This window comes from Amycolatopsis sacchari, assembly GCF_900114035.1.
GTDB lineage: Bacteria > Actinomycetota > Actinomycetes > Mycobacteriales > Pseudonocardiaceae > Amycolatopsis_E > Amycolatopsis_E sacchari.
The window spans coordinates 1-23,978 of sequence record NZ_FORP01000010.1 but is presented as its reverse complement, the minus strand read 5'-3'; the positions used below and the strand labels follow the sequence as shown (position 1 = coordinate 23,978).

Annotated in this window: 26 protein-coding genes and 1 pseudogene; 18 read left to right on the top strand and 9 right to left on the bottom strand. The window is 69.9% G+C overall.

What is annotated here, in order from left to right; translation table 11 throughout:
- Positions 1-165: 165 nt before the first annotated feature.
- Entirely contained in the window at positions 166-1,002 is an 837-nt protein-coding gene (locus BMZ92_RS18035; RefSeq protein ID WP_143249879.1) for a hypothetical protein, read from the bottom strand.
- 349 nt (positions 1,003-1,351) lie between these two features.
- On the opposite strand from BMZ92_RS18035, the gene BMZ92_RS18030 reads away from it, so the two are divergent.
- A complete protein-coding gene (locus tag BMZ92_RS18030) occupies positions 1,352-1,900 on the top strand; it encodes an RNA polymerase sigma factor (RefSeq protein ID WP_091508962.1) in 549 nt (182 codons plus the stop codon).
- 6 nt (positions 1,901-1,906) lie between these two features.
- Here the strand turns inward: BMZ92_RS18030 and BMZ92_RS18025 are convergent, their stop codons facing one another.
- The gene (locus BMZ92_RS18025; protein ID WP_091508960.1) at positions 1,907-3,073 is read right to left on the bottom strand and encodes a pyridoxal phosphate-dependent aminotransferase; all 1,167 of its coding nucleotides are present in this window, start codon (positions 3,071-3,073) and stop codon (positions 1,907-1,909) included.
- 29 nt (positions 3,074-3,102) lie between these two features.
- On the opposite strand from BMZ92_RS18025, the gene BMZ92_RS18020 reads away from it, so the two are divergent.
- Complete coding sequence (locus BMZ92_RS18020; protein ID WP_245783117.1) at positions 3,103-4,386, top strand: DUF445 domain-containing protein; 1,284 nt, start codon at positions 3,103-3,105, stop codon at positions 4,384-4,386.
- Positions 4,387-4,393: 7 nt separating this feature from the next.
- Here BMZ92_RS18020 and BMZ92_RS18015 read toward each other — a convergent pair whose 3' ends face one another.
- The 3 genes from BMZ92_RS18015 to BMZ92_RS18005 all read right to left on the bottom strand — a co-directional run bounded on the left by BMZ92_RS18015 (position 4,394) and on the right by BMZ92_RS18005 (position 6,656).
- Positions 4,394-5,146 carry an SDR family NAD(P)-dependent oxidoreductase gene (locus BMZ92_RS18015; RefSeq protein WP_091508958.1) on the bottom strand — a complete coding sequence of 251 codons (753 nt, stop codon included), beginning with the start codon at positions 5,144-5,146 and terminating at the stop codon, positions 4,394-4,396.
- A complete protein-coding gene (locus tag BMZ92_RS18010) occupies positions 5,137-6,012 on the bottom strand; it encodes an SMP-30/gluconolactonase/LRE family protein (protein WP_177228754.1) in 876 nt (291 codons plus the stop codon). Before BMZ92_RS18010 ends, BMZ92_RS18015 begins: the two co-directional genes overlap by 10 nt.
- 128 nt (positions 6,013-6,140) lie before the next feature.
- Entirely contained in the window at positions 6,141-6,656 is a 516-nt protein-coding gene (locus BMZ92_RS18005) for a CGNR zinc finger domain-containing protein (protein ID WP_091509365.1), read from the bottom strand.
- A gap of 91 nt (positions 6,657-6,747) precedes the next feature.
- Here BMZ92_RS18005 and BMZ92_RS18000 point away from each other — a divergent pair, with 91 nt between their 5' ends.
- From BMZ92_RS18000 to BMZ92_RS17945, 12 genes are all read left to right on the top strand, one after another.
- A complete protein-coding gene (locus BMZ92_RS18000) occupies positions 6,748-7,116 on the top strand; it encodes a VOC family protein (protein WP_091508955.1) in 369 nt (122 codons plus the stop codon).
- Positions 7,117-7,170: 54 nt separating this feature from the next.
- A complete protein-coding gene (locus BMZ92_RS17995) occupies positions 7,171-7,695 on the top strand; it encodes a PadR family transcriptional regulator (RefSeq protein WP_091508954.1) in 525 nt (174 codons plus the stop codon).
- Positions 7,692-8,369, top strand: a complete 678-nt coding sequence (locus BMZ92_RS17990; RefSeq protein ID WP_091508952.1) for an ABC transporter ATP-binding protein — start codon at positions 7,692-7,694, stop codon at positions 8,367-8,369. Before BMZ92_RS17995 ends, BMZ92_RS17990 begins: the two co-directional genes overlap by 4 nt.
- Positions 8,366-10,606: an FtsX-like permease family protein gene (locus BMZ92_RS17985; protein ID WP_091508951.1), complete on the top strand. Its 2,241-nt coding sequence runs from the start codon at positions 8,366-8,368 to the stop codon at positions 10,604-10,606. Before BMZ92_RS17990 ends, BMZ92_RS17985 begins: the two co-directional genes overlap by 4 nt.
- A 43-nt stretch (positions 10,607-10,649) precedes the next feature.
- Positions 10,650-10,970 (top strand): TFIIB-type zinc ribbon-containing protein, encoded by a 321-nt coding sequence (locus BMZ92_RS17980; RefSeq protein WP_245783134.1) that lies wholly within the window; start codon positions 10,650-10,652, stop codon positions 10,968-10,970.
- The gene (locus BMZ92_RS17975; protein ID WP_091508949.1) at positions 10,971-11,606 is read left to right on the top strand and encodes a P-loop nucleotide/nucleoside kinase family protein; all 636 of its coding nucleotides are present in this window, start codon (positions 10,971-10,973) and stop codon (positions 11,604-11,606) included. It begins immediately after the preceding gene.
- 102 nt (positions 11,607-11,708) lie between these two features.
- Entirely contained in the window at positions 11,709-12,986 is a 1,278-nt protein-coding gene (locus BMZ92_RS17970) for a glycosyltransferase (RefSeq protein WP_091508947.1), read from the top strand.
- Positions 12,987-13,513: 527 nt separating this feature from the next.
- Positions 13,514-13,915, top strand: coding sequence for a helix-turn-helix domain-containing protein (locus BMZ92_RS17965; protein WP_091509364.1), 402 nt, complete (start codon positions 13,514-13,516; stop codon positions 13,913-13,915).
- Positions 13,893-14,507 (top strand): hypothetical protein, encoded by a 615-nt coding sequence (locus tag BMZ92_RS17960; RefSeq protein WP_091508945.1) that lies wholly within the window; start codon positions 13,893-13,895, stop codon positions 14,505-14,507. Before BMZ92_RS17965 ends, BMZ92_RS17960 begins: the two co-directional genes overlap by 23 nt.
- Before the next feature lie 845 nt (positions 14,508-15,352).
- Positions 15,353-15,649, top strand: coding sequence for a DUF2516 family protein (locus BMZ92_RS17955; protein ID WP_091508943.1), 297 nt, complete (start codon positions 15,353-15,355; stop codon positions 15,647-15,649).
- A gap of 40 nt (positions 15,650-15,689) precedes the next feature.
- Positions 15,690-16,241, top strand: coding sequence for a YbaK/EbsC family protein (locus tag BMZ92_RS17950; RefSeq protein WP_091508940.1), 552 nt, complete (start codon positions 15,690-15,692; stop codon positions 16,239-16,241).
- Positions 16,238-17,710, top strand: coding sequence for an aromatic amino acid lyase (locus BMZ92_RS17945; protein WP_281245181.1), 1,473 nt, complete (start codon positions 16,238-16,240; stop codon positions 17,708-17,710). The genes BMZ92_RS17950 and BMZ92_RS17945 overlap by 4 nt, the downstream gene beginning before the upstream one ends.
- Here the strand turns inward: BMZ92_RS17945 and BMZ92_RS17940 are convergent.
- Both BMZ92_RS17940 and BMZ92_RS17935 read right to left on the bottom strand, forming a co-directional pair.
- The gene (locus BMZ92_RS17940) at positions 17,646-18,386 is read right to left on the bottom strand and encodes an ABC transporter permease (RefSeq protein ID WP_091508938.1); all 741 of its coding nucleotides are present in this window, start codon (positions 18,384-18,386) and stop codon (positions 17,646-17,648) included. The two genes, BMZ92_RS17945 and BMZ92_RS17940, sit on opposite strands and share 65 nt — an antisense overlap.
- Positions 18,362-19,045 carry an ABC transporter permease gene (locus BMZ92_RS17935; protein ID WP_091508936.1) on the bottom strand — a complete coding sequence of 228 codons (684 nt, stop codon included), beginning with the start codon at positions 19,043-19,045 and terminating at the stop codon, positions 18,362-18,364. Before BMZ92_RS17935 ends, BMZ92_RS17940 begins: the two co-directional genes overlap by 25 nt.
- Positions 19,046-19,152: 107 nt before the next feature.
- Between BMZ92_RS17935 and BMZ92_RS17930 the strand changes: the two genes are divergently transcribed.
- The 3 genes from BMZ92_RS17930 (at position 19,153) to BMZ92_RS17920 (ending at position 21,866) form a co-directional block, all read left to right on the top strand.
- Positions 19,153-20,067, top strand: coding sequence for an ABC transporter substrate-binding protein (locus BMZ92_RS17930; RefSeq protein WP_091508934.1), 915 nt, complete (start codon positions 19,153-19,155; stop codon positions 20,065-20,067).
- A 46-nt stretch (positions 20,068-20,113) separates the two neighbouring features.
- Positions 20,114-20,551, top strand: a complete 438-nt coding sequence (locus BMZ92_RS17925; RefSeq protein WP_091508931.1) for an SRPBCC family protein — start codon at positions 20,114-20,116, stop codon at positions 20,549-20,551.
- 304 nt (positions 20,552-20,855) lie between these two features.
- A complete protein-coding gene (locus BMZ92_RS17920; RefSeq protein ID WP_091508929.1) occupies positions 20,856-21,866 on the top strand; it encodes an NADP-dependent oxidoreductase in 1,011 nt (336 codons plus the stop codon).
- 18 nt (positions 21,867-21,884) lie between these two features.
- Here BMZ92_RS17920 and BMZ92_RS17915 read toward each other — a convergent pair whose 3' ends face one another.
- Positions 21,885-22,901 (bottom strand): phosphatidylinositol-specific phospholipase C domain-containing protein, encoded by a 1,017-nt coding sequence (locus BMZ92_RS17915; protein ID WP_091508927.1) that lies wholly within the window; start codon positions 22,899-22,901, stop codon positions 21,885-21,887.
- Positions 22,902-23,052: 151 nt separating this feature from the next.
- Between BMZ92_RS17915 and BMZ92_RS17910 the strand changes: the two genes are divergently transcribed.
- Positions 23,053-23,814 carry a hypothetical protein gene (locus tag BMZ92_RS17910; protein ID WP_091508925.1) on the top strand — a complete coding sequence of 254 codons (762 nt, stop codon included), beginning with the start codon at positions 23,053-23,055 and terminating at the stop codon, positions 23,812-23,814.
- Between the two features lie 51 nt (positions 23,815-23,865).
- Here BMZ92_RS17910 and BMZ92_RS36875 read toward each other — a convergent pair.
- Positions 23,866-23,978 (bottom strand): annotated as a pseudogene (locus BMZ92_RS36875) (IS481 family transposase); the annotation flags it as partial.

Sequence of the window (23,978 nt, the reverse complement as noted above, 5' to 3'; positions counted from 1 at the left end):
CCGCCACCGGGGCAGCGTGGCGGCGGGACCGGAGCCCGCAGCGGCCGGGCGCGGTCGGCCGCTCGGGAAGCCTGGTGAAGTGCATGGAAAAGCCCCTCGGTCGGTAAGGACCCGCGAAGTTGATCTTGGTTTGGACGCGGGTCGCCTGCGGAACCGGGCGTGGGGTCAGTCGGGGGAGGTCGTCGGCAGTGCCGCGTCGCGGCTGCCACCGGTGGAGGTGGGCCGGGGCGCGATGCCCGCGGGGGAGGGCTCGGGAGTCACGACCCCGGTGCCCAGGATCGCGAGCGGGTGCTTGGAGCCGCTGCCGCCGTCGTGGGCGGGCGCGACACCGCAGACCTGACCCGCGGGGCCGCTCGGCACGGGCGCGGGCACGTCCCGGTCCGCGTGCACGGTGTGGTCAGCCACGGGGGCCTGCTCGGTGCGGGGCCCGGGCGCGGGGGCGACCGGGTGTTCGCGGTGCCGGACCTGGTGCTCTTCCGGCGCGGACGCGACGGCAGGCGTGGCCGGCGCCGACACCGTGCGTTCGGGAGCGGGCGCCTCGGCCCGCACGGGCTCCGGCTCCCGCTCGATCCGCGTCTGGACGGCGCTCTCGCCGGTCTCGCGGGTGTTCTGGGTGTCCTGGTGTTTCGGCGTGGTCGTCACCGGGGCCCGCAGCGTTTCGGTGACGGGCTGGACCACCGCGTTCGTCGTCTCGGTCACCGCGGTGGTGAGTCCGCCGACGGTCTGCGTGACCGCCGTGACCGTGGTCTGCAGGGTGCTCGTGACCTGTTCGACCGTGTTCGTCAACGTGTCGAGCGTGCCGCCCAGCAACCCGCCGAGCAGCCCGCGCTGCTGCGCGTGCTCGCTCGTGCCGGGCTCGCCACCCTGCGGCAGCTCGTCGGCGGAGGCGGCGGGCCCGCCCAGCAGCCCGGCGAGGAGCCAGCCCGCCGCGGCGAGCCCCGCGGCCACCAGCACCCTGGCCCACAGCGGGACGGCGCGGGACGTGCGCTTCACGTCACTCACCGCCATCACCACCATCCGGGCCGCCGCCCAATCGGGCGATTCGATCTTGTCGGTCTGCGTTCGACCTGGTCATCCGCCATGTGGAACCGGCACATTTCTAGCACCGCTGGCGAGTGTTTCACCTCTAAAGCGTTCGATCCACCCCAGACGGCCGAAAAGAGCTACCGGCTTGCGTGCATTCAACCAGATTCCGATCACGCTGGGTATCGCATCTTGCCGGTCGGAACCTGCACGTTCTCCCCGTCCGATGACTCGTCTGGGTGCTGACCTGCGGTTTCAGGAGCCATCTCGCACTCCGTCGCGTCGCAACTGCGTGCAGTGGCCGATCGGGAAGACGAGGGGTGCACGGATGGGCCAACCTGATTTCGGACCGTGGCTGACGGCCGCCGCCGGAGGCGACGAGACGGCGTGGCGCCTGCTCGTCCGGGACCTGTCGCCGCCGGTGCTGCGCGTCGCGCGCACGGTCGGCCTCGACGATCCCGACACCGCCGACGTCTGCCAGAACACCTGGCTGGAGCTGGTCCGCTGCCCCGGTCTGCGCGACCCGGCCCGGCTGCCGTCCTGGCTGAGCACGACGGCACGCCGCGACGCCGTGCGCGCGCTGGCGGCCCGTCGCCGCGAATCCCCGTGCCCGCTGCCGGAACCGCCCGGCCGCGCGCCCTCGCCCGAGGTCGTTTTCCTCGCCGCGGAACGGGATCGGGCGCTGTGGCTCGCGGTCGAGCGGCTGCCGTGGCCGCACCGCGAACTCGTCCACCTGCTCGCCTCGCCCTGCCCGCCGACGTACGCCGAGATAGCAGGCAAACTCGGCATCCGGCCGGGCAGCGTTGGTCCCCTGCGCCGCCGCGCGCTCGACCGGCTGCGCCGACTGCTCGAAGCGCAGGGGTACACGCGGCCCTGAAACCGCTTACCGCAGTTCGTGCAGCCTCTTGATGCCCTCGTCGAGCACCTCGTCCCGCTTGCAGAACGCGAAGCGCAGCAAGTGCTTCCACTGCTCGGGGTGGTCGGTGAAGACGCTGACGGGCACCGCCGCGACGCCGATCCGCTCCGGCAGCTGCCACGCCAGTTCGGCGGCGTCGGTGAAGCCCAGCGGCCGCACGTCGGCGCAGACGAAGTACGTGCCGAAGCTCGGGCGCACCGCGAAACCGGCCTCCGCCAGTCCCGCCGACAGCCGGTCCCGCTTGGCCTCCAGCGACTTCCGCAGCGCGTCGACCCAGTCCAGTTCGTGGTCCAGTGCGTGTGCGACGGCGGGCTGCAGCGGCCCGCCGGAGACGAACGTGATGAACTGCTTGGCCGCCTTGACCGCGCCCACCAGCTCGGGCGCCGCGCAGACCCAGCCGATCTTCCAGCCGGTGCAGTTGAACGTCTTGCCCGCGCTGGAGATCGACACGGTCCGCTCCCGCATGCCGGGGAAGGCCGCCAGCGGGCGGTGTTCCGCGCCGTCGAAGACGAGGTGTTCGTAGACCTCGTCGGTGATCGCGACGAGGTCGTTCTTCACGCACAGGTCGGCGATCGCGGACAGCTCGGCCTCGCTGAACACGGTGCCGGTCGGGTTGTGCGGCGAGTTGACCAGGATCGCGCGCGTCGCGGGCGTGACGGCGGCCCGCAGCGCCTGCACGTCGAGCACGAACCGGCCGTCCTCGCCCTCGGCGAGCGGCACGACCTTGCGCGTCGCACCCGCCATCGCGATCGCCGCCGGGTAGGAGTCGTAGTAGGGCTCGATCACGAGCACCTCGTCGCCCGGCTCGGTCAGCGCGAGCACGGCGGCCGTGATGGCCTCGGTGGCGCCTGCCGTGACGAGGATCTCGGTGTCCGGGTCGTAGCTCAGCCCGTACCGCTCGCGGTGGCGGGCGATCGCGGCGCGCAGTTCGGGCCTGCCGGGGCCGGGCGGGTACTGGTTCGCCCCGCCGTACAAGGCGTTCTTCGCCGCGTCGAGCATGCCGACGGGGCCGTCGGTGTCGGGGAACCCCTGGCCGAGGTTGATCGCGCCGGTGCGGACCGCGAGCGCGGTCATCTCGGCGAAGATCGTCGACGTGAACGGCCGCAGGCGGGGGACGAGAGCTGGTACGCGCATAATTTCCGATCCTCACGGACAATGGGGGTGTGGAGCAAACGACCCTCGCCGATCCGCCCGGTGGCCTCGCCGGTGAGGAGGCCAAACGGCGCGGCCTGCGCAAGATGAAACTCGTCGCGCTGGCGTTCCTGCTCGGCGCGACGCTCGTGTTCGCGCTCACCAGCTGGGCGCAGGCGGCGGGCTGGTCCGGCTGGGTCGGTTACGTGCGGGCCGCGGCCGAGGCCGGCATGGTGGGTGCGCTGGCGGACTGGTTCGCGGTCACCGCGTTGTTCCGCAGGCCGCTGCGGCTGCCGATCCCGCACACGGCGATCATCCCCAGCAAGAAGGACCAGCTGGGCTCGAGCCTCGGCGACTTCGTGGGCACGAACTTCCTGTCCGAGCAGGTGGTGCGCGACAAGCTGCGCCGCGCGGACATCGCGCGGCGGCTGGGCGAGTGGGTGGCGCAGCGCGAGAACGCCGAGCGCGTGACGTCGGAGCTGGCGACGGTGGTGCGTGGCGCGGTGACGGTGCTGCGGGACGAGGACGTGCAGGCGGTGCTGGAACAGGCCGTCGTGCGGCGCGTCGTGGAGCGGCCGTGGGGGCCGCCGCTGGGCAAGCTGCTCGAACAGGTCTTCGCCGACGGGGCGCACTACAAGCTGGTGGACCTGGTGTGCGACCGCGCCTACGAGTGGGTGCGCGACAACCACAACACGGTGCTGCGCGTGGTGTCCGACCGCGCGCCGAGCTGGTCGCCGAAGTTCGTGGACTCGATGCTCGCGGACAAGGTGTACGGCGAGGTGCTGTCGTTCGCGTGGGCGGTGAAGACGGACGTGAACCACCCGATGCGGCTGGCGCTGGACAAGTTCCTGGGGGAGTTCGCGCAGGACCTGCAGCGGGACCCGGACACGATGGCGCGGGCGGAGCAGGTCAAGCAGCAGCTGCTCGACCACCCCGACGTGCAGAAGCTGATCGGTTCGGCGTGGACGACGGCGAAGGGCATGCTGCTCAGCGCGGCGGAGGACCCGTCGAGCGAGCTGCGCCGCCGCGTCCGCGACGGTCTGGCGTCACTCGGCGACCGCCTGTGCACGGACGACGGGCTCCGGTCCAAAGTGGACGGCTGGCTGGAGGGCGCGGCGGCCTACGTGGTCACCCACTACTCACGCGAGATCACCACGATCATCACGGACACCGTCGAACGCTGGGACGCGGAGGAGACCTCGCGGAAGATCGAACTCCAGGTCGGCCGGGACCTGCAGTTCATCCGCATCAACGGCACGGTGGTCGGCGCCCTCGCCGGACTGCTGATCTACAGCATCGCGGAGGCGGTGTTCTAGGCCGCTTTTAGAGCAGCACCCAGCCGCCGTCCACGCACAGCGTCTGCCCGGTCATGAACCCGCTGTCCGGGCTCATCAGGAAGCTCACCGCACCGGCGACGTCCTCGGCGAGCCCCCGGCGTTGCAGGATCTGCTTGGCCAGCACGCGTTCCCGTACCTGGTCCTGGTCCGGGAAGGCCTGCAGCTCCTCCTCGGTCTGGATCGCGCCCGGCATGACGGAGTTGACCCGGATGCCGCGGGAGCCGAGTTCACGCGCGAGTGACCGGGTGAACCCGAGCAAGCCCGCCTTCGTGGTCGTGTAGTGCAGTGACTGCGGCGCGCCGACCTTCGCCTGCACGCTGCTGACGGTGACGATCGAGCCGCCGTCGTGCCCTCGGCCTTCGCCGAAAGCCCGGCGGCAGCACAGGAACGCGCCTTTCAGGTTCACCGACGACACCTTGTCCCACGCGTCCTCGGTGATCTCGTCCCACGGCAGCCGTCCCGTCGCGGCCGCGTTGAGCACGAGCGCGCCGACCGGTCCCAGCTGCTGCTCGCAGTCGGTGAACATCTCGTCAACGGCCTCCGCGTCCGTCACGTCGGCCGCGAAAACCGCCGCGTCACCGCCGTTGTCGCGGATCTCCTCGGCGACCTCCTTGGCCTGCGCCAGCAGTTCGCCGTCGGGGTAGCTGTTGATCGCGACCGCCATGCCGTCCCTGGCCAGCCGCCGCGCACAGGCGGCGCCTATACCGCGGGAACCGCCCGTCACCAGTGCTACACGCATGGGAAACCTCCGGAGAAACGGTGGGGGAGCAGACCTCGGACGGGAAGGTCAACGGCGTACAGGAGCCCGCCGCCGGCGGTGTCCCCCCGGTTCGCCGTCGTGACGCAGAGCGTCGACAGATCGCGGCCGCCGAACGCGCAACTCGTCGGGCACGACGCGGGCACCTGCACGACGGCGGTGGTCTCGCCGGTGACCGGGTCCAGCCGCCACACCTGGCCGGCACCCCAGACGGCGAGCCAGATGTCGCCGTTCTCGTCCACGGTGAGCCCGTCCGGGAGCCCGGTCTCCGGCGGGATCCGGCGCACGAGCCGGGACGCGCCCAGCTCGCCCGCGTCGAGCCTGAATTCCCAGGCAGTGACGGTGCCCGCCGTGCTGTCCACGTGGTAGAGCTCGTCGCCCGCCGGGGACCAGTCGAGCCCGTTGGACATGGACAGGTTCTCCAGGTGGGTGCTGACCTCGCCGTCCAGCCGGTACAGCGCCCCGCGGCGGCTGCCGTCGCGCACGGCGGACCCCGCCCAGGCGCGGCCCCGCGCATCGATGCCGCCGTCGTTCATCGAGACGGGCGGGCTGACGACCTCCGTGAGCTGCTCGACCTGGCCCGAGCGCGGGTCGAGGCGGCCGAAGCCGGTCGTGGTCACGGCGAGCAGGTCGCTGCCGGGGCCGAGTTCGACGGCTGTGGTCCGCGCGGACAGCGCCACCTCGTGGTGCCGCCCGTGGAGGTCCAGCGAGTGGAGCCGCTGTCCGGGGACGTCGAGCCAGCACAGCCCGGCTCCCTCGATCCAGAGCGGGGATTCCCCGAGTTCCGCCACCGCCGACGAAACGGGAGCGGCCTCGAGAACGACTTCGCAGGCGGACGGTCCGGCCAAGGGGTCACCACCGTTTTCCCTGAATGAAATGGCCGTTTCACGCTAGCAGAGTGAAGGAGCGATCCACAGGGGAAGACCGCTGCGCCGCTCGGGTGAATGTGCTCGATAGCGGTGACCTGCGGCGATGCCTAGTTGTCCACAGATCCGGAGTTATCCACAGGTTGATCTGTGGGTAACTCGTTCGAGGGGCTCCGGCGTTCGCGCCACGCCCTGGCCTTCTCCCGGTTCCCGCAGACGCGCATCGAGCACCACGTCCGCGACCGGTTGCGCGACTGGTCGAAGAAGGCCCAGCGGCAGTCGTCGGCCAGGCAGATCTTCACCCGTTCCCAGTCGTCTCGGACAGTGAGCCGGACGGCGGCCGCGAGAACCGCGGCGACGGCGTTCGTGGCCGCCAGCGCGGGCCGTCCTGTCGTCAGCTCGACCGCCAACGGGACGGTGAGCCGGGCCGGCTCGGCATGCGGATCGCCGACCGCTGCCCGGAGGGATTCGCGGACTTCCCGCGCGAACGGCAGGGGATCGGCGCCCAGGCCGCGCTCTTCAGTCCACTGCCGCCATTTCGCCGCGTCCGCCAGCGCGTCGAGCCCTCGCTCGATGTCGACCGTGTTGAGGAAGTCGACGACCAGGGAGGCGTCATCGGAGGCGATCACGTAACCAGTGTAAGCGGATTACCGGTTGCGACCTTTCCGGCATAACCCCCATACTCGGGTCACTGGTTACCCTCGGAAGGAGAAGCGCATGGGTGCTGTACCCACTTTCGGTCTCGTCGCACTGGACTGCCCGGATCCCCGTGAGCTCGCGGAGTTCTACGGCGCGCTGCTCGAATGGTCGGACCTGGACGCCGCGGAGGATGGGCACTGGGTCGAGCTGTCCGGTCCCGGCGGCGTCACGCTGGCGTTCCAGCGGGTCGAGGACTACCGGCCGCCGGAGTGGCCGGGGCAGGACGTCCCCCAGCAGCTCCACCTGGACCTCGACGTCACGGACCTCGCCGCCGGGCAGGAGCGGGCGCTCCGGCTGGGCGCGAAACTGCTCGACGACAGCCATGAGGGCTTCCACGTCTTCGCCGACCCGGTGGGGCACCCCTTCTGCCTCGTCGCAGCTCAGTAGCTATGCACTGGGTGTATAGACGGATGCTATACACCGCGTGTATAGTCCGGTGGCATGTCGATCGGACACACACTCCTCGGCCTGCTGGAAAGCGGGCCACGGCACGGGTACGAGCTCAAACGTGCCTATGACGAACGCTTCGGGCTGGAGCGCCCGCTGCACTACGGGCAGGTGTACGCCACGCTCGCGCGCCTGCTGCGCAACGGCCTGGTGACCGAGTCCGGGGTGGAGGCGGGCTCCGGCCCGGAGCGCAAGAGCTACGCGATCACCGACGCCGGGGTCACCGACGTCGAGAAGTGGCTCACCACACCCGAGAAACCCGAGCTGTACCTGCAGAACACGCTGTACACGAAGGTCGTGCTGGCGCTGTTGTCCGGTCGCAGCGCCGACGAGGTGCTCGATGCGCAGCGGGCCGCACACCTGAACACGATGCGTGAGCTGACCACCCGCAAGACGAAGGGTGACCTCGCGGACGCCCTGATCTGCGACCACGCCCTGTTCCACCTCGAGGCCGATCTGCGGTGGCTGGAACTGACCGCCGCCCGGCTGAACGAGCTGGCGGAAGAGGTGCGCCGGTGACAGCCCTGCTCACAGCCTCGGCGCTGCGCAAGTCCTTCGGCCCCACGGAGGCCCTCGTCAGCGCGAGCTTCGCCATCGACGCGGGGGAAGTGGTGGCGGTCATGGGCCCGTCGGGCTCCGGCAAGTCCACGCTCCTGCACTGCCTCGCCGGCATCGTGCGCCCCGACGAGGGGCAGGTGCGTTACCAGGGGCGGGACATCGCCGAGCTGTCCGATTCCGAGCGCACCGCCCTGCGCCGGGACGAGTTCGGCTTCGTGTTCCAGTTCGGCCAGCTCGTGCCCGAGCTCAGCTGCCTGGAGAACGTCGCACTCCCGCTGCGCCTCGCGGGCCTGCGCCGCCGTCAGGCGGAGGCCACGGCCCGCGAGGTCATGGCGCGGGTCGACGTCGCCGAGCTCGCGCCGAAACGCCCCGGCGAGGTGTCCGGCGGCCAGGGGCAACGGGTCGCGATCGCCCGCGCGCTGGTCACCCGGCCGAAGGTGATCTTCGCCGACGAACCCACCGGCGCGCTCGACTCGCTCAACGGCGAGCGCATCATGCAGCTCCTCGTCGGGGCCGCGAAGGAGAGCGACGCCGCCGTCGTCCTGGTCACGCACGAAGCCCGCGTCGCGGCGTATTCGGACCGGGAAGTGGTCGTGCGCGACGGCAGGACACGGGAACCGGTGGTGGCCGCATGAGCCGCGGCGCGCACCGCCTGCAGGACCTGGCCATCGGGGTCCGGCTGGCCGTCGGGGGCGGCCGGACCCTGAAGGCCTCCCTGCTCCGGCTGGTGCTGACCACGATCGGCATCGGCCTGGCCACCGCGATCCTGCTGCTGGTCGTCACCAGCGCGTCCGCCTTGCGTGACCGGACCGACCGCGTGGCCGCCAGGGCACCGGACACCACCGCGGGCCAGGGCACGCCGGTGTACCTCCTGGAGCACCACCCCGCCTGGGACCTCCCGGTGTACTACCTGGAACCCGCGGGCCCGAACGCGCCAGTGCCACCGGGGCTGCGGTCCATCCCGGCGCCGGGGCAGATCGTCGTGTCCCCGGCGCTCGCCGAGAAGATGCGGGAAGACCCGCGGGTGCGTGGCTTGTTCTCCCAGCAGGTCGTGGGGACCATCGAGCCCAGCGGCCTCGCGGGGCCGAACGAGCTGATCGCGTACGCCGGTGGCAGCGGGCTCCGGCAGTCCGAATACGTCGACACGGTGTACGCGTTCGGCCAGCCCCCGAACGCGGACTCGCTGCCGCCGCAGTTGCTGATCCTGGGCATGATCGGTGTCCTCGTGCTGCTCGTGCCGATGCTGGTGTTCGTCGCGAGTTCGAGCCGGATCGCCGGGCCCGAGCGCGAACGCAGGTTGTCCGCCCTGCGGCTCGCGGGGGCCGGGGCCGCGCAGGTCCGGCGGATCGCCGCGGCCGAGTCGCTCGTCGGAGCGGGCACCGGTGCGCTGCTCGGGCTGCTGCTGTACCTCGTGGTCCGGCCCTTCGCGGCGGGGCTGGACCTGGCGGGCGTGACCGTGTACCCGGCCGACTTCGTGCCGGACTGGCCGCTCGTCGTACTGGTCTTCGCGATCATCCCGTTGATCAGCGTGTGCTCCGCGTGGCTCGGGCTCCGCAGCCTGATCGTCGAGCCGCTGGCCGTGTTCCGGCGGGGCAAGCCGTTGCGGCGGCGCCTGTGGTGGCGGCTGGTGCTCGTCGTGGCCGGGGTCGCCCTGCTCTTCGCGGACAAGGCCATACCGGGCGACCAGTCGGCTGGGGACATGTTGCCCTACGTGCTGCTGGGCGGATCGCTGCTGCTGGTCGGCGTGCCGACGTTGCTGCCGTGGCTCACCGAGCGCGTGGTGAACCGGCTGCGTGGCGGCTTCCCCGCCTGGCAGCTCGCGGTGCGCCGGCTCCAGGTGGACAGCGGAACTCCCACCAGGGTGGTCGCCGGCGTCGTCGTGGTGCTGGCCGCGGTCGTGGCGTTGCAGACGCTGCTCTGGTCGGTCGAGGCCAACGCGAACGCCGATCGCACCAGCTACTACGGCGCCGACCTGGCGAACGTCTCGATCGAAACCGGGCTGCAGGCCGAGGTCGAACCCCAGGTCACCGCGCTGCTGACCGGCGTCCCCGGGGTGCGCTGGGCTGAGCCCGAGCGGTGGCTCACCCTGCGAGGGCCCCATGGCGAGTACGTGGAGACGGTCGTCGCCCCCTGTCGCCTGCTGGAGCACCATTTCTTCGTGTCCGGCTGCACGGAGGGAGCCGCGTTCACCACGGAAGACCTGGATCCGGGCATGGTGCTGGGCTCCAGGAGCGGGCAGACGTTCACGGTCCCGGCGGACCTCGAGCGGGCAGCGCAGCGCTCGCGTGAGGGTGCGGAGCTCCTCCTCACCCCCACCGCCGCGGGCGCGCTCCGGCCCGACTACGGGGATATCAAGGCGTTGCTCGACCCCGCGGTGCCGGACGCACTCGATCGCGTGCGCTCGGCGGTCAGCCCGCTGCAGTGGCGGGCATCGGTGTCCGCTCCGGTGAGCGAGAACGGGGACATGGCCATGCTCAACGCGACGCGGGCGCTGCTGTACGCGGGCGCGGTGCTGACCATGCTCCTGGCGGGGATCAGCATGCTCGTGCTGGTCATCGGGCAGATCAGTGAGCGGCGCCGGCCCTTCGCGGCGATGACAGCGGCGGGCGTGCCGCGGGGAGTGCTCAGCCGCTCACTGCTGTGGCAGAACGCGCTCCCCGTGGTGTTCGGCGTTCTCGTGGCGATCGGGGCGGGGATCGGGGTGGCGGCGATGCTGCTGCGGATCATGACGCCGGGAGCCGCGATGCTGCTCGACTGGACTTTCATCATGGTGATGGCCTCCGCGGCGCTGGTCCTCGTCCTCCTGGTGTCGGCGGCGGCGGTGCCGGGGCTGCGCTCGGTCACGAAGCTGGAGGCGCTGCGGATGGAGTGATGCGTAGTCTGGGGGTGTGATTTGTCCGAAATGCCAGAACGTGATGCGGACCGTCGAGAAGAACGGTGTGCACATCGAGCAGTGCGAAGGCTGCCGGGGGATCTTCCTCGACCGGGGTGAGCTGGAGCAGATCGCCGGTGCGGAAAGCGCTTACTACGGCGCTCCGCCGCCGTACCGCCCTGATGTGCACCGCGGCCACGGTGACTCGCCCCGGCCGTATCGCGGGGGATATGGGGATTCCCCGCGGCCGTACCGCGGCGGGTACGGGGATTCGCCCCGGCCCTACCGGGGCGGGTACGGGGACTCCCCGCGGCCGTACGGCGGGCATCGCAGGCGCAGCTTCCTCGAGAACCTGTTCGACTAGGTGCTCGATCCGCGCATCTGCCCCGAGTGCGGTGACCGGGCAGACGTTCCGGTGGTCGAGGGATCGACGCGGGTGTGCGACCGGTGCGGTCACCGCTGGCCGTTCCGGCGCCTCCCGCTGTTCGCGCTGACCGGGCCCAGCGGGGCGGGCAAGTCGACGGTCGGCCCGGCGCTCGCCGAGCGGCTTGGCGGCCGGGCCGTCGTGCTGGAACAGGACGTGCTGTGGACAGCCGGCCTGCGTGACGACGTCGACGGCCACCCGGCGTTCCGCGCGACCTGGTTGCGCATGGCCGCGATGATCGGCCAGAACGGCCGCCCGGTCGTGCTGTGCGGGACTGTCGTGCCACCCGAGTTCGAGCCGCTGCCCGAGCGCGCGCTGTTCTCGGAGATCCACTACCTCGCGCTCGTCGCCGACCCGGAGGTGCTTGCAAGCCGCCTGCGGTCGCGCCCCGCGTGGCGCGAGTGGGACGAGGCCCGCATCGCCGAAACCCTCGAGTTCAACGACTGGCTCCGCAAGCACGCCGCGGACCTCGAACCCGCCGTCGCCCTCTTCGACACCACCCACGCCACAGTGCCGGAAGCCGTGCACCACACGCTGAGCTGGTTCGAGCGGTATTCCTCGGAATCAACCAGGTAGAAAACGCCTCATTTTCGGTTCTATATTGGACTATTACCCTGATTCTGGTTGTAGTCACGTCTCCCGCAATATGGCAAGAGCACTCCGGAAAGAGGATTTTTTATGAAGGCTTTGCTTCTCGCCCACGGTACGCGAGGAGATGTGGAACCGTTCGTCGCGTTGGCCAGAGGTCTGGTGGGTGCCGGTCACGAAGTCCGACTGGCGTGCTCTGCGGAGCTGGAGAAGACGGTTACCTCTACTGGTGCGGAGCATTTTCCGCTCCAAGGGATATCGACTGGCTGGGTGACCTCGGACGTCTTCCGCCGAGCGTACGACACAAATTATCATGCTCTTTGGAATCCGCGGTTTGCGCTTGAGTTCAGAGGATTCTACAGAAACCTGATAACCTCGGTTCTGGATGACTACTTGGCAGCGTCGGATGATGGAGCGGATGTGGTTCTCCACTCTCCGATTCAACAAGGGCAGCAGATAGCAGAAAGACTGGGCGTCCCTTCTATTGCGGTATGCCTGGGGCCCTTTTGGGCGCCCACCTCAAGTTTTCCCAATGCTGGTTTCCCTGTTCGAGTACCTCGGCGCCTCAATCGCGCAACCTATCCGTGGTCAACGTTCCTGCGGGAGATCTTTGTCGGCAGTACGAGGAAGTGGCGGCAGAAGAAGCTGGGGTTAAGCTGGCGACCGCACTACAACAATCCCTTGCGCCAGGCTGATGGGCGTGCGACCAGCATACTGCAGCCGGTCAGTCGACACGTGCTTCCGCCGAACCTCGACTACCCGAGTTGGGTGCACAACACGGGGTTCTGGTCCGCATCGCCGCCGGAAAACTGGGATCCCCCGCAGCGGCTTGTCGAGTTCCTCGACCATGACCCAGCGCCAATTTACATCTGGTTCGGCAGTATTGTGGGGTCAGATCCGAGCAAGACCGCACGGATCATCGTTGACGCGGTGAAGAGGTTGGGTGTACGCGCCGTGGTGGCCCGTGGTGGGAGTGGTATCGCTTTTCCTGAGGAGAAAGACCCTTCCATCTATTATGTTGAACAAGTGCCGTTCAAGTGGCTTTTTCCCAGGGTTAGTGCTGTCGTGCACCATGGCGGGATGGGTACCGCCTCACTCGCGCTCGAAGCCGGTCGCCCCCAGGTGGTCTGCCCGTTCGTCTTCGTCCACAGGCACACGGCCGAAAGGATGTATGAAATCGGAGTGTCGACGCCCCCGGTGTTGCAGTCCAAGATGAGCGTCGACAGACTGTCGAAAGCGATATCAGAAGTCCTTGATCGAAATTCTTATGCAGACCGATCTGCAACCTTGCAGAAGCTCATCGCGGAAGAAGATGGTATTGCTGAGGCGGTACGTGTCCTCGAGCAGATCGGCGAACGCGGACTCTGATGTCAGGTTGAGCGGTCGGCCTGTGTTTGTTCTAAACTGTCTGCTAGCGGTGAACGCCCACGGCAGCACATGCTGCAATTCGTTCAACAGTTGCTTGCGAAGCCCTAGGACGTCCCGTGTCGCGCGCTTTGGTTTGCGATCTCGGTCAGTGTCTGTGGGTGTTGCTTAGCTCCTCGTCGCTATTGGGGATCGGTGCCGAGGAAGACCAGGGCCAGGGCGCGCATAGCCCTTGGTGCGACCCTTGGGGTGGCCGATCAAACGCTGATCCTCCGGCTCCTCCGGGCGCTGCAGGGACTGGGGATTTCGCGTCCTCGCTTCCTTCGCGCCGACCCGTCATCATCCGCGCCACGGTCGTGATCGACAGCTGTGTCGTGCGCTTACAGTTCGGATCGTGACCCGAGTCTCGCCCGATGGTTGCAAGCAGGGTGCTTGCAAGAGCTAGCAGTGGGGCGTACCGTGGGAGGTGTCGCGAGGAGATGAGCCGAATGGCAGACGAGGGAGACCTCGAAGGCTCGCAGGCGGGGCCGATGGAGAAGGTTGGCCACATCGCTTCCGACATCGGTGAGTACATCCGGCAGCAACGCAACAACGCGAAGATCTCTTTGCGGCAGCTGTCGAAGCTCGCCGGGGTGTCGAACCCGTACCTGAGCCAGATCGAGCGGGGGGTCCGCAAGCCGAGCGCGGAGATCCTGCAGCAGATCGCGAAGGGGCTGCGGATCTCGGCGGAGGCGCTGTACGTGCAGGCGGGCATCCTCGATCTGCCGACCGGGGGCCCGGTGCCGGACGCGATCCGCGCCGACGCCGCGCTCACCGAGCGGCAGAAGCAGGTCCTGCTCGACGTGTACGAGTCCTTCCGCCGCGAGAACAACCACACGCCGGACGATCCCACCAAGGAGAGTGAGCATCATGGCGAGCACCCGGACCGATGACGTGCGCAAGGTCGTGAACACTGCCGTGGAGCAGCTCCGCACGCCGCTGCTGGCCGCGCTGGGCGCGGGCAACCTGGCGGGCCAGGCGGTCGCCGAGGCCGTCGGCAAGGCCAAGGAGCGCGTCACGGAGAGCGGCGAGGTCGCGCGCAAGAACCTGGAGGAGCTGCCCTCCGAGGTGACCACGCTGCGCGAGAAGCTGGACCCGGCCGAGCTGCGCAAGCTGGTCGACGACTACACCGAGGCCGCGCTGCGGCTGTACAACAAGCTGGCCGAGACGGGCGAGCAGGCGTGGGACAAGTTCCTGGCCGAGCCGCGCGTGAAGGCCGTGCTGGACCAGGTCGAGGGCGTCAGCACCGAGGCCCGCGAGAAGGTCGAGGAGGTGCTGGGCTTGGCGGCGAAGAAGACCCGTCAGGGTGGCGCCAAGGTCGCCGTGGAGAGCTCCGAGGTCGCGTCGAAGATCGAGGACGCCGAGGAGACCGTGGCGCCCAAGCCGGCGGCGAAGACCACGCCGGCCCGCAAGTCGACGGGCACCACGACCCGCCGCACCACCGCGACGACGAAGAAGCCCGCGAGCGGCTCCGCCGACAAGTGACCCCGAACCGCGCGGCGCGTCTGTCCCCAGTGGACGGCGCGCCGCGCGTTCGCGTACAGGCCTGAATCTCCGGAGGGCGCCTGGCATTTCCGCCGATGCCGCGATGGCGATGACCGCTTGCCCCTCCGTCGCCGACCCCGCTACCACCACCCGCGCGGCATGGGACGCCAGGGGCCTGTCGTCTGCCGCCAGACCCAGATCTCCACTCGAGCCGCCTCAAACCCCCGCCCAGCCACCCGCGTCAGTGGAGTTCCGCCCACCGCCGCGAGCCGCCCATCGAGGCCCGGGCGCTGTTCCGCAACCGACGCGCTGCCCCCGCCCAGGCACCGAGTCACGTTTCTGGCGCAAACCCCCGCACTGCGCCCGACGTCCCGCCACGGCGGAGTTCCACCCACCGCTGCGAGCCACTCACCGGGGCGCGGGCGCCGATCGGCATCCAAAGTGCCGCTCCCGCCCCGGTACCGAGCCGCGTTTCTGGCGCAAACCCCCGCACTGCGCCCGACGTCCCGCCACGGCGGAGTTCCACCCACCGCTGCGAGCCACTCACCGAGCCCGGGCGCCGATCCGCAACCGGAAGTGCCCGCCCCGCCCCCGGTACCGAGCCGCGGTCTGGCCCGAACCCAGCACCCCGCCCCACCCCAGACGCGAGGAAGCCCACCCCCCGGAGCCCCCACCGGGTCCCACCCACCGGTCCGCAACCGGCAACACCACCCACACCCACCGCTCCGAACCCCCGGCGCATCCGCCGCCACCCGCACCGCGCCCCGTGTGCTGAACGGGGCGTTCGTGGCATTCTGGTCACAGCAGGGACGTCAGGCAGGGGTGAAGGGACGTAGGCTGAAACCGTGCCGCCCATAGCGCAATGGATCATGCTGGTCATCAGCTGGGCCGGGACCCTGGCGGGCCTCGGCGCGTTCTTCCACGCGCTCCTGCAGCGTGCGGACGCCTTCACGGCCGCCGACCGCAAGACCAAGCCCATCTGGCTGGCGATCACCGGCGCGGGCACCGTCGCCATGGGGCTGTTCACCTTCGGCGGCGCGGGCACGCTGTTCTGGCTGGCCGGGATCGTCGCCGTCCTCGTCTACCTCGTGGACGTGCGCCCCAAGCTCATCGAGGTCCAGCGCGGCGGCAAGAACTGGTAGCCACCGGCCGCCGCTCCCCGGCGCGTCCTAATCTCGTGCCATGAGGAACTGGACCATCTCGGGCACCCTGACCGTCGAACCGGCCGAGCAGCGCACCGACCTGCTCGCCGAGCCCGTCGCCAAGGCGCTGGCCACACTGGACGGCCACGACGTCGGCGTCGTCGAGATCGACCCGGACCTGGCGGACACCGCCGCGTTCTGCGAGGCGTACTCCTCACCGATGTCCGCCTCGGCGAACTGCGTGATCGTCGCGGGCAAGCGCGCCGGCGAGGTCCGGTACGCCGCCGCGCTCGTCCTCGCCACCACCCGCGCCGACGTGAACGGCGTGATCAAGCGTCGGCTGGACGTCCGCAAAGCCTCCTTCGCGCCGATGGACGAGGCGGTCGAGCTGACCGACATGGCCTACGGCGGCATCACCCCGGTCGGGCTGCCCGCCGGCTGGCCCATCCTGATCGACAAGGCCGTCGCCGACTCGCCGGAACTCGTCATCGGCAGCGGCATCCGCGGCGGCAAGCTCCTCGTCACGGGCGAGCTGCTCGCGTCCCTGCCCGGCGCCGAAGTCATCGAGGACCTCGCCAAGCCCGTCGCGTGACCGTCGTCGTCCGCGCTCCAGCCGACCTCGACGCGTCGGCGATCCGCCGCATCGCCGCCGGAGAGCGCGTCCAGCTCACCGACGACCTCCTGTATACGGTCTCCATACAGCGTGAGGCTGTACTCAACGCGCTCACAACCGGTGTACAACCTGTATACGGTGTGAATACAGGCATGGGCAGGCTTGCCGGCCGGAGGCTCACGGCCGAGGAACAGGCTGCCCACCAAGCGCGCCTGCTCGTGGGTCGGGCCGTCGGCGGGCCGCCCTGGCTGCCCGCCGAGGACGTGCGTGCGCTGTTCGCCGTGCGGCTGCGTGACCTGCTCGCCCCGGAGGCCGGTGCGAGCGCGGAGGCCGTGCGGTTCCTCGTCGCGCGTCTCGATGACGGGTTCGTGCCCGCCGTCCCCGCAACCGGCAACGGCGCAGCGGGCGAGATCATCCCGCTGTCCCACGCGTTCCAGACCTTCCTCGGCCTCGGCACGATGCTCGATGGGCAATCCGCCGCCGACGCGCTCGCGGCGCGGGGCGCCGAGCCGTATCGGCCGGGCCCGAAGGAAGGTGCGACCCTCATCCAGGGCAGCCCGATCGCCACCGCGCACGCGATCCTCCGCGCGGCCGCCGCCGAGCGGATCCTCGAACTCCAGACGCTGGCGCTGGCCCTCACCGTGGACGCGCTCGGCGCACCACGCGGGATCTACCGACCGGAACTCGCCGGGCCCGACCCGGTTCTCGCCGCCGTCCTCCGTCGCATCACCACACTCACGGAAGGCGGCACCCGGCGGGACGTCGTGCAGGCCCCGGTCTCCGTCCGGGTGGGGCCGCCAGCGATTGCATACAGCCTGCATACCGCCGATGAACTCCTTGCGGCCGCCGAACGACGCCTCGCCACGCCGACGGACTCCCCGGCCTTCGTCGACGGCGAGTTCGTCTCGACGACGGGGTTCCACGCCGCCGAGCTCGGGCTGCGGATCGACGCTGCGACCGCCGCGCTGGTGCACGTCGGCGAGATCAGCGTGCAACGCGTGCACCGCCTCCTGGACGAGCGCTTCAGCGGACTACCCCCGCAGCTCACGCCCGATCCCGGACCGCACGCAGGGCTGGCGCCGCTGCACAAACGGGCTGTGGGCGAGCTGCATGCACTGCGCCGTCTCGCCGGCCCAGCCTCGATCGGGGCCCTCGACACGTCATCGGGACAGGAGGACGTGCAGGTGTTCGCCCTGCAGGCGGGGGAGCAGCTCCGCGCCGCACTGGAGCACCTGCTCGTCATCACCGCCTGCGAGCTGATCACCGCGCACCAGGCCCATGTCCTGCGTGGCGAACCCGGGGCGCCCGCGCTCACAACTCAGCGGGAGTGGCTCGCCGAACGGGTGCCGCCCGTCGCCGAGGACCGTTCGCTCGGCCCGGAGCTCACAGCACTTGTGGCTGCCTTGCGTTCCGCAGCGCCAGGCCCCTGGGCACCGCCCAGCGGATGACCAGCGCGAACAGGCCCTCGCACAGGAGCGCGAGCACGATGACCGCGACCCCGCCCGCGAGGATCTCGCCGTAACCCGCGCGGCCCTGGGCGAACCCGTCGACGATGTAGCGCCCGAGCCCGCCGCCGTCGTTCACGATCGCGCCGATCGCCACCGTGGCGACGAGCTGCAGGAACGCCACGCGCGCACCCGCGAGGATCACGGGCAGCGCCAGCGGCAGCTCGATCCGGAACATGATCTGCGCCTCGGTGTACCCGGTGCCGCGCGCCGCGTCGACCGCGTCGGCGTCGACCGAGACGACGCCCGCGTAGGTGTTGGTGAACAACGGCGGCAGCGCGAGCGCGACGAGCGCGACGAGCAGTGGCCAGAAGTCGGTGTTCAGCTCCCAACGGCTGGCGAGGAACCAGAACAGGATGATCAACCCGAAGCTGGGAATCGCGCGCCCCAGGTTGACCACGGTGCTCGACAGGAACGCGCCGCGGCGGGAGTGCGCGAGCCACAGCGCGGGTGGCACCGTCAGCGCGGCCGCGACCACCAGTGACAGCGCCGAAAAGCTCAGGTGCTCGACCGTCCGGTACGGGATACCGGCCGGGTCGGTCCAGCTCCACCGGTTCGGCTGGCCCAGCCAGTCCCAGGCCTCGGAGAAGATGCTCACGCCCGCCCCTTCCGCGCCCACGGGGCCAGCGCCCGTTCGGACAGCCAGAGCAGGAAGTCGACCACGACGGCCAGCACGATCGACAGCCCGATGCCGACGATGATCGCCGTCGGGTTGGGCGTCGTGGTCTGGATGCCCGCCCTGATGAAGAACCCCAGCCCGCCCATGCCCAGCATCGAGGTGACCGTGACGAGCCCGATCGTCGTCACCGCCGCGACCCGCAGCCCGGCGATCACCACCGGCAGCGCGAGCGGCAGCTCGACGCGGACCAGCAGCTTCGCCCGCGTGTACCCCATCCCGACGGCCGCCTCGCGCACGTCGTTGGGCACCTGCTGGATGCCGGTCACGATGTTGCGCAGCAGGATCAGCAGCGTGTAGGTGGCCAGCGGGATCACCGCGGTCGTGAACGACAGCCCGAAGAACGGCACGAGCAGCGCGAACGCGCCCAGGCTCGGCACGACGTACAGCGCGCCCGCTGTGGACAGCGCAACGGGGTAGAACCAGCGCCAGCGCAGGGACAGCACCGCCAGCCCGATCGACACGACCAGCCCGGCCGCGAGCGCCGTCGCGGTCAGCGCCAAGTGCTCACCGAGGCGTTGCAGGATCGCATCGGCGTTGCGGTCCACCCACCGCCACTCGAACAGCGGCCGGTCGGACTCGGCCAGCACGATTCGGTCCACTCGGCGAGCATAGGTGGTCAAGGGGAGCGATTTCCCATCATGTGGTTTCTGTCGGTGGGCGCCGCTCGGGTCTTGACCGACCGATCGACCGGAGGGTGGAGCAGAGGATGCGCTGGACAAGGGGTCTGCGGGCCGGGGTGGTGCTGGCCGCCGCCGTGCTCGGGCTGGCGGCCTGTGGCGGGGGCAGCGACCAGTCCGCCGCGCCGAGCAAGGGCGGAAGCCCGATCGTGGTGGCGTCGTTCAACTTCACCGACAGCCAGATACTCGCCGAGCTGTACTCGCAGGCGCTGGAGGCCAAGGGCTACCCGGTGACCAGGAAGTTCAACATCGGCTCGCGTGAGCTGGTGTACCCGTCGCTGAAGTCGGGCGAGCTGCAGTTCATCCCCGAGTACCAGGGTGCCGCGATCAGCAGCGGGTTCAACGAGCAGGCCCCGAAGGACGCCGACTCGGAGCACGCGAAGCTCGCCGAGTTGTTCGCGCCGTCCGGCGTCGGGCTGCTGAACTACGCGCCGGCCGAGAACAAGAACACCTACATCGTCAAGTCCGACCTGGCCAAGCAGCAGGGGCTGACGAAGATCAGCGACCTGAAGAAGCTGGACAAGGTCGTGCTCGGCGGCCCGCCGGAGTGCGGCACGCGGGCGAACTGCTTCATCGGCTTCCGTGACACGTACAAGCTGAACGTCACGTTCCAGAGCATCCAGGAGGCCGGTCCCCGGCTGGAGCAGCTGAAGTCCGGCGCGGTCACGGTGATCCCGGTCGACTCGGTGAGCCCGCCGACCGCGGACCCGGCGTACACCGTGCTGCAGGACGACCTGAGCATCGTGGCGACGGAGAACATCGTGCCCGCGGTGAACAAGAAGGTGCTCGACGAGCGGGGTGCCGACTTCGCGGCGGCGGTCAACGCGGTGAGCGCGAAGCTGACCACGGCCGAGCTGCGTGACCTGAACAAGCAGGTCGACGCCGACGGGGACACGGTGCAGGACGTGGCGAAGGACTGGCTCGCCAAGCAGGGGCTGGCCTGATCACTAGAGTCGCGGTCGAACACCACGACGGACTTCGGGAGTGAACATGGCGCAGGTCACGGCCACCGCGGAACGCACGATCGACGCACCGGTGGACAAGGTGCGTGAGCTCGTCGCCGACTACGCCGGTACGCGGCCCCAGATCCTGACCGAGCAGTACCGGGACTACGAGGTCACCGAGGGCGGTCAGGGCGCGGGCACGAAGGCGAGGTGGAAGCTGCAGGCCACGTCGAAGCGGGTGCGTGACGTGGCGGCGACCGTGACCGAGCCGGAGCCGGGCAAGCTCGTCGAGACGGACGCCAACTCCAGCATGGTCACCACGTGGACGGTGCGGGAGGCCGGTGCCGGCCGCAGCGTCGTGCGCATCGAGACGACGTGGCAGGGCGCGGGCGGCATCGGTGGCTTCTTCGAGAAGACCTTCGCGCCCGCAGGTCTGAAGCGGATCTACGACGGGGTGCTGGGGAAGCTCGCCGCCCTGGCCTGAGCCTCCGCCCGAGGCCGGGTCGCCGGCTCGGCCGAGGTGGCTGCGGTGTGATCGACGCCGGATAGCCGAGATGCGGTGACTGGTGGGCGGGCGTGCTCGCAACAATGCGGCGAAGGCGGCCGCCAGTCGGCTGGCGGAATCCCGCCCACCGCCCGAGGCCCTGGCCGGGAAGGCGGCTCCAAACTGGAGCGGCCCGGTGACCTGCCCCTCGGGCAGCCGCCCGAACCCCCGAACGGGGCAGCCGGGGTGCGGGCGGGGCGAGTGTGGGTAGCCCCGACGAAGCAGTGACGGAGGGAGTTCCACGGTGAGCAGTCCGACCACCGCGACCGAGGTCCGGCTGGCGTCCCGCCCCGAGGGGTGGCCGACGCTGGACAACTTCACCATCGTCGACACCGAGGTCCCGCGCCCCGGGCCGGGCCAGCTGCTCGTCCGCAACCTGGAGATCAGCGTCGACCCGTACATGCGCGGGCGGATGAGCGCCGCCAAGTCCTACGCCGAGCCGTACGAGGTCGGCAAGGTCATGCACGGAGGCGCGGTCGGCGAGGTGCTGGAGTCCACAGTGGACGGATTCGCGCGCGGTGACGTCGTCCTGCACGGGCTCGGCTGGCGCACGCACGCCGTCGTCGAAGCCGCGCACGCCGCGAGGGTCGATCCGGAAGCCGCACCGCTGAGCACGTACCTCGGGGTTCTCGGCATGACCGGCCTGACCGCGTATGCCGGACTGCTTGACGTCGCCCAGATGAAGGAAGGCGACACGGTCTTCGTGTCCGGCGCGGCCGGGGCGGTCGGCTCCGTCGTCGGGCAGCTGGCGAAGCTCAAGGGCGCGGGCCGCGTCATCGGCAGCGCCGGCTCGGACGACAAGGTCCGCCACCTGCGCGAGGACCTCGGCTTCGACGTGGCGTTCAACTACAAGAACGCGCCCGTGACCGAGCAGCTCGCGCAGGCCGCTGCCGACGGCATCGACGTGTACTTCGACAACGTCGGCGGCGACCACCTCGAAGCCGCGATCGAGGCGGCCAACCTCCACGCCCGCTTCGCCGTCTGCGGGATGATCTCGACCTACAACGCCACCGAGCCGCCCGCGGCACCCCGCAACCTGACGAAGGTCGTCGGCAAACGGCTCACCATCCGCGGTTTCCTCGTCGGCGACCACTTCCACCTGCGTGAACGCTTCCTCGCGGAGGTCGCGCCGCTGGTGCGCAGCGGGCAGCTCAAGCACCAGGAGACGGTGGTCGAGGGCATCCGCAACGCCCCGCAGGCGTTCCTGGACATGCTGGCCGGAGCGAACACGGGCAAGATGCTCGTCCGCCTGTGACCGCTCCGGCCGCCCGGGTCAGCCGCGTGGCAGCACCATCGGCAGCACGCTCGTCAGCGTCCGCCAGTCGGAGCTGACGAGGCTGGCGTGCCGGGCCGCGAGCTGGGTCACGCGGTCGGTCGCCTCCTGCACGCTGGGTGTGGTGGACGAGATCGCCGGAGACACGTTGTGCGCGTCCGTCATGATCAGGAAGTAGTGGTTGGTGTCGTACCACGACGTGTCGATACCGCCGTCGACGTACGTGCTCGCGTCCCCGTCGAAGAACACGAACCACGGCCGGATCGACGTGTCGGCGTACTGGGTGCGCGGGTCACCGGACTTCGCGCCGAGGACGCTCGCGAACGCGGTCGCGTTGCCGAGGTTACCCGCGGCCTTGAGGTTCTTCAGGTAGGTGGCGTACTCGACGTCGGTGTGCAGCGTGTCCGTCGGGTTGGACTGCTCGACCGTGCCGGGGATGACCTCGAGGATCATCTTCCCGGCCAGCGCACTGCGGCTGGGCCACGCGTTCGCCCGGGCAGCTTCGTCCAAAGTGGAGTACGAGCCGATGAGGTCGGCCGGCTTGAACAAGGCGTTGCCCGCGTTGGCCTTCACGTAGGCGTCGAACTCGTCCGGTCCCATGCCGTCCCGGTCGTCGAAGCCGAGCTTCAGCTCCACCTTGACGATGATCGGGCCCGCCCCGGGATGCGCCGCGAGCCAGGTCCGGATGTCGGCGAGGCAGGTGCCGAACGACTGGTTCTGGCTGCCGCCGTACAGGTTCGACGTCGGCACGCAGTTGTTGTCGTTGCCCAGCGGGTTGGAGTGGCTGACCTGCCAGGTCTTGGTGAGGATGTTGTCCCAGACGTCCAGTTCGACCAGCGAGCCGCCGGCGTCGAGCCCCTGCGCGAGGTAGCTGTACGCGGCCTTGTCATACGTGTTGTGCACACCGACTGTCGTCGCCTGCGACAGCTTGAGCGCGCCGGTGTCGGCGGCGTGCGCCTGCGGGGCGGCGACCAGCACCGCGGCCAGCAGGGTTCCCAGTACTCGGACCAACCTCATCAGGTCTCCTTCCGTCGGGAAAACCCTGGCCGACCTGCCTTATCGGAAAATGATTCACGTCTGACCGGAAGGTAATACGGCGGGGAACGTACGCGGCAGAGCCGTTCGTAGGGTGACGTCAGCGAGCCGGAAAACGCCCAGCATCAACGGCATGACGATCCCAGCTGTCAAACGGGAACTCGCCACGGCGCGCGCCCGCCCCGTCGAACGCACCGCGTATGCGGTGGCCGCCGTGCTGCTGCTCAGTGGTCTGGTCCACCTGGGGGTGCTGCTCGCCTCGGGCGCGACGTGGGAGGGACCGCTGTCCTACCGCAAGGCCATGACGTTCGGGCTGTCCTTCGGGCTCACGCTGGCCACGCTCGCCTGGGCGACGTCCTTCCTGCGCCTGCCCGACCGGACGCGCACGTTCCTGCTGGGCGCGTTCACGGCGGTGAGCGTCGTCGAGGTCGCACTCGTGACGTTGCAGGTCTGGCGCGGGGTGCCGTCACACTTCAACTTCGAGACCGGCTTCGACACGGTCGTCTCGATGACGCTCGCGCTCGGTGGGGCGGTGATCATCCTGACCGTCGGCGGGTTCACCGTCGCCGCGCTGCGTACAACGAGTGGACTCGCCCCGAGCATGCTGCTGGCCCTGCGGTTCGGCCTCGTCGTGCTGGTCGCGTCGCTCGCGGTCGGCGCGCTCATGATCGCCGACGGCGTCCGGCTCTCCCGCAGCGGCGATCCACAGCTCGCATACACCACGGCGGGCGGGCTGAAACCGGTGCACGCGGTGGCCATGCACGCGATCCTCGTCCTCCCGGCGCTGGCCTGGCTGCTGCGCTTCACCACCTGGTCCGAGCGGCGCAGGACGCGGGTGGTCCAGGCGGCTGCGGCGCTCTACGCGCTCGCCGTCTTGGGAACTTGGCTGGTGTAGCTGCCACGCGAAGCGTGTCCGCGAGGGGTGGTGGTCGGGCGAGGGTCAGGCCTAGATGTGATGTCCAGAGAGGTTGGTCAGGCGGGTGATCGGGGGTTTGCCGCTGGTTGCGCTGTGGGGTCGGTGGTGATTGTAGAAGTGCAGCCAGGGCGGTAGTGCTGCCC

Bases quoted from the DNA above. Each gene is read 5' to 3' on its own strand.
- BMZ92_RS18030 (WP_091508962.1), top strand. From the start codon at position 1,352: ATGGGCCAACCTGATTTCGGACCGTGGCTGACGGCCGCCGCCGGAGGC.
- BMZ92_RS17985 (WP_091508951.1), top strand. From the start codon at position 8,366: ATGAGCCGCGGCGCGCACCGCCTGCAGGACCTGGCCATCGGGGTCCGG.
- BMZ92_RS17910 (WP_091508925.1), top strand. From the start codon at position 23,053: ATGACGATCCCAGCTGTCAAACGGGAACTCGCCACGGCGCGCGCCCGC.
- BMZ92_RS17980 (WP_245783134.1), top strand. From the start codon at position 10,650: ATGCGGACCGTCGAGAAGAACGGTGTGCACATCGAGCAGTGCGAAGGC.
- BMZ92_RS18015 (WP_091508958.1), bottom strand. From the start codon at position 5,146: ATGCGTGTAGCACTGGTGACGGGCGGTTCCCGCGGTATAGGCGCCGCC.
- BMZ92_RS18000 (WP_091508955.1), top strand. From the start codon at position 6,748: ATGGGTGCTGTACCCACTTTCGGTCTCGTCGCACTGGACTGCCCGGAT.
- BMZ92_RS17930 (WP_091508934.1), top strand. From the start codon at position 19,153: ATGCGCTGGACAAGGGGTCTGCGGGCCGGGGTGGTGCTGGCCGCCGCC.
- BMZ92_RS17995 (WP_091508954.1), top strand. From the start codon at position 7,171: ATGTCGATCGGACACACACTCCTCGGCCTGCTGGAAAGCGGGCCACGG.
- BMZ92_RS17950 (WP_091508940.1), top strand. From the start codon at position 15,690: ATGAGGAACTGGACCATCTCGGGCACCCTGACCGTCGAACCGGCCGAG.
- BMZ92_RS17960 (WP_091508945.1), top strand. From the start codon at position 13,893: ATGGCGAGCACCCGGACCGATGACGTGCGCAAGGTCGTGAACACTGCC.
- BMZ92_RS17915 (WP_091508927.1), bottom strand. From the start codon at position 22,901: ATGAGGTTGGTCCGAGTACTGGGAACCCTGCTGGCCGCGGTGCTGGTC.
- BMZ92_RS17970 (WP_091508947.1), top strand. From the start codon at position 11,709: ATGAAGGCTTTGCTTCTCGCCCACGGTACGCGAGGAGATGTGGAACCG.
- BMZ92_RS17965 (WP_091509364.1), top strand. From the start codon at position 13,514: ATGGAGAAGGTTGGCCACATCGCTTCCGACATCGGTGAGTACATCCGG.
- BMZ92_RS18025 (WP_091508960.1), bottom strand. From the start codon at position 3,073: ATGCGCGTACCAGCTCTCGTCCCCCGCCTGCGGCCGTTCACGTCGACG.
- BMZ92_RS17925 (WP_091508931.1), top strand. From the start codon at position 20,114: ATGGCGCAGGTCACGGCCACCGCGGAACGCACGATCGACGCACCGGTG.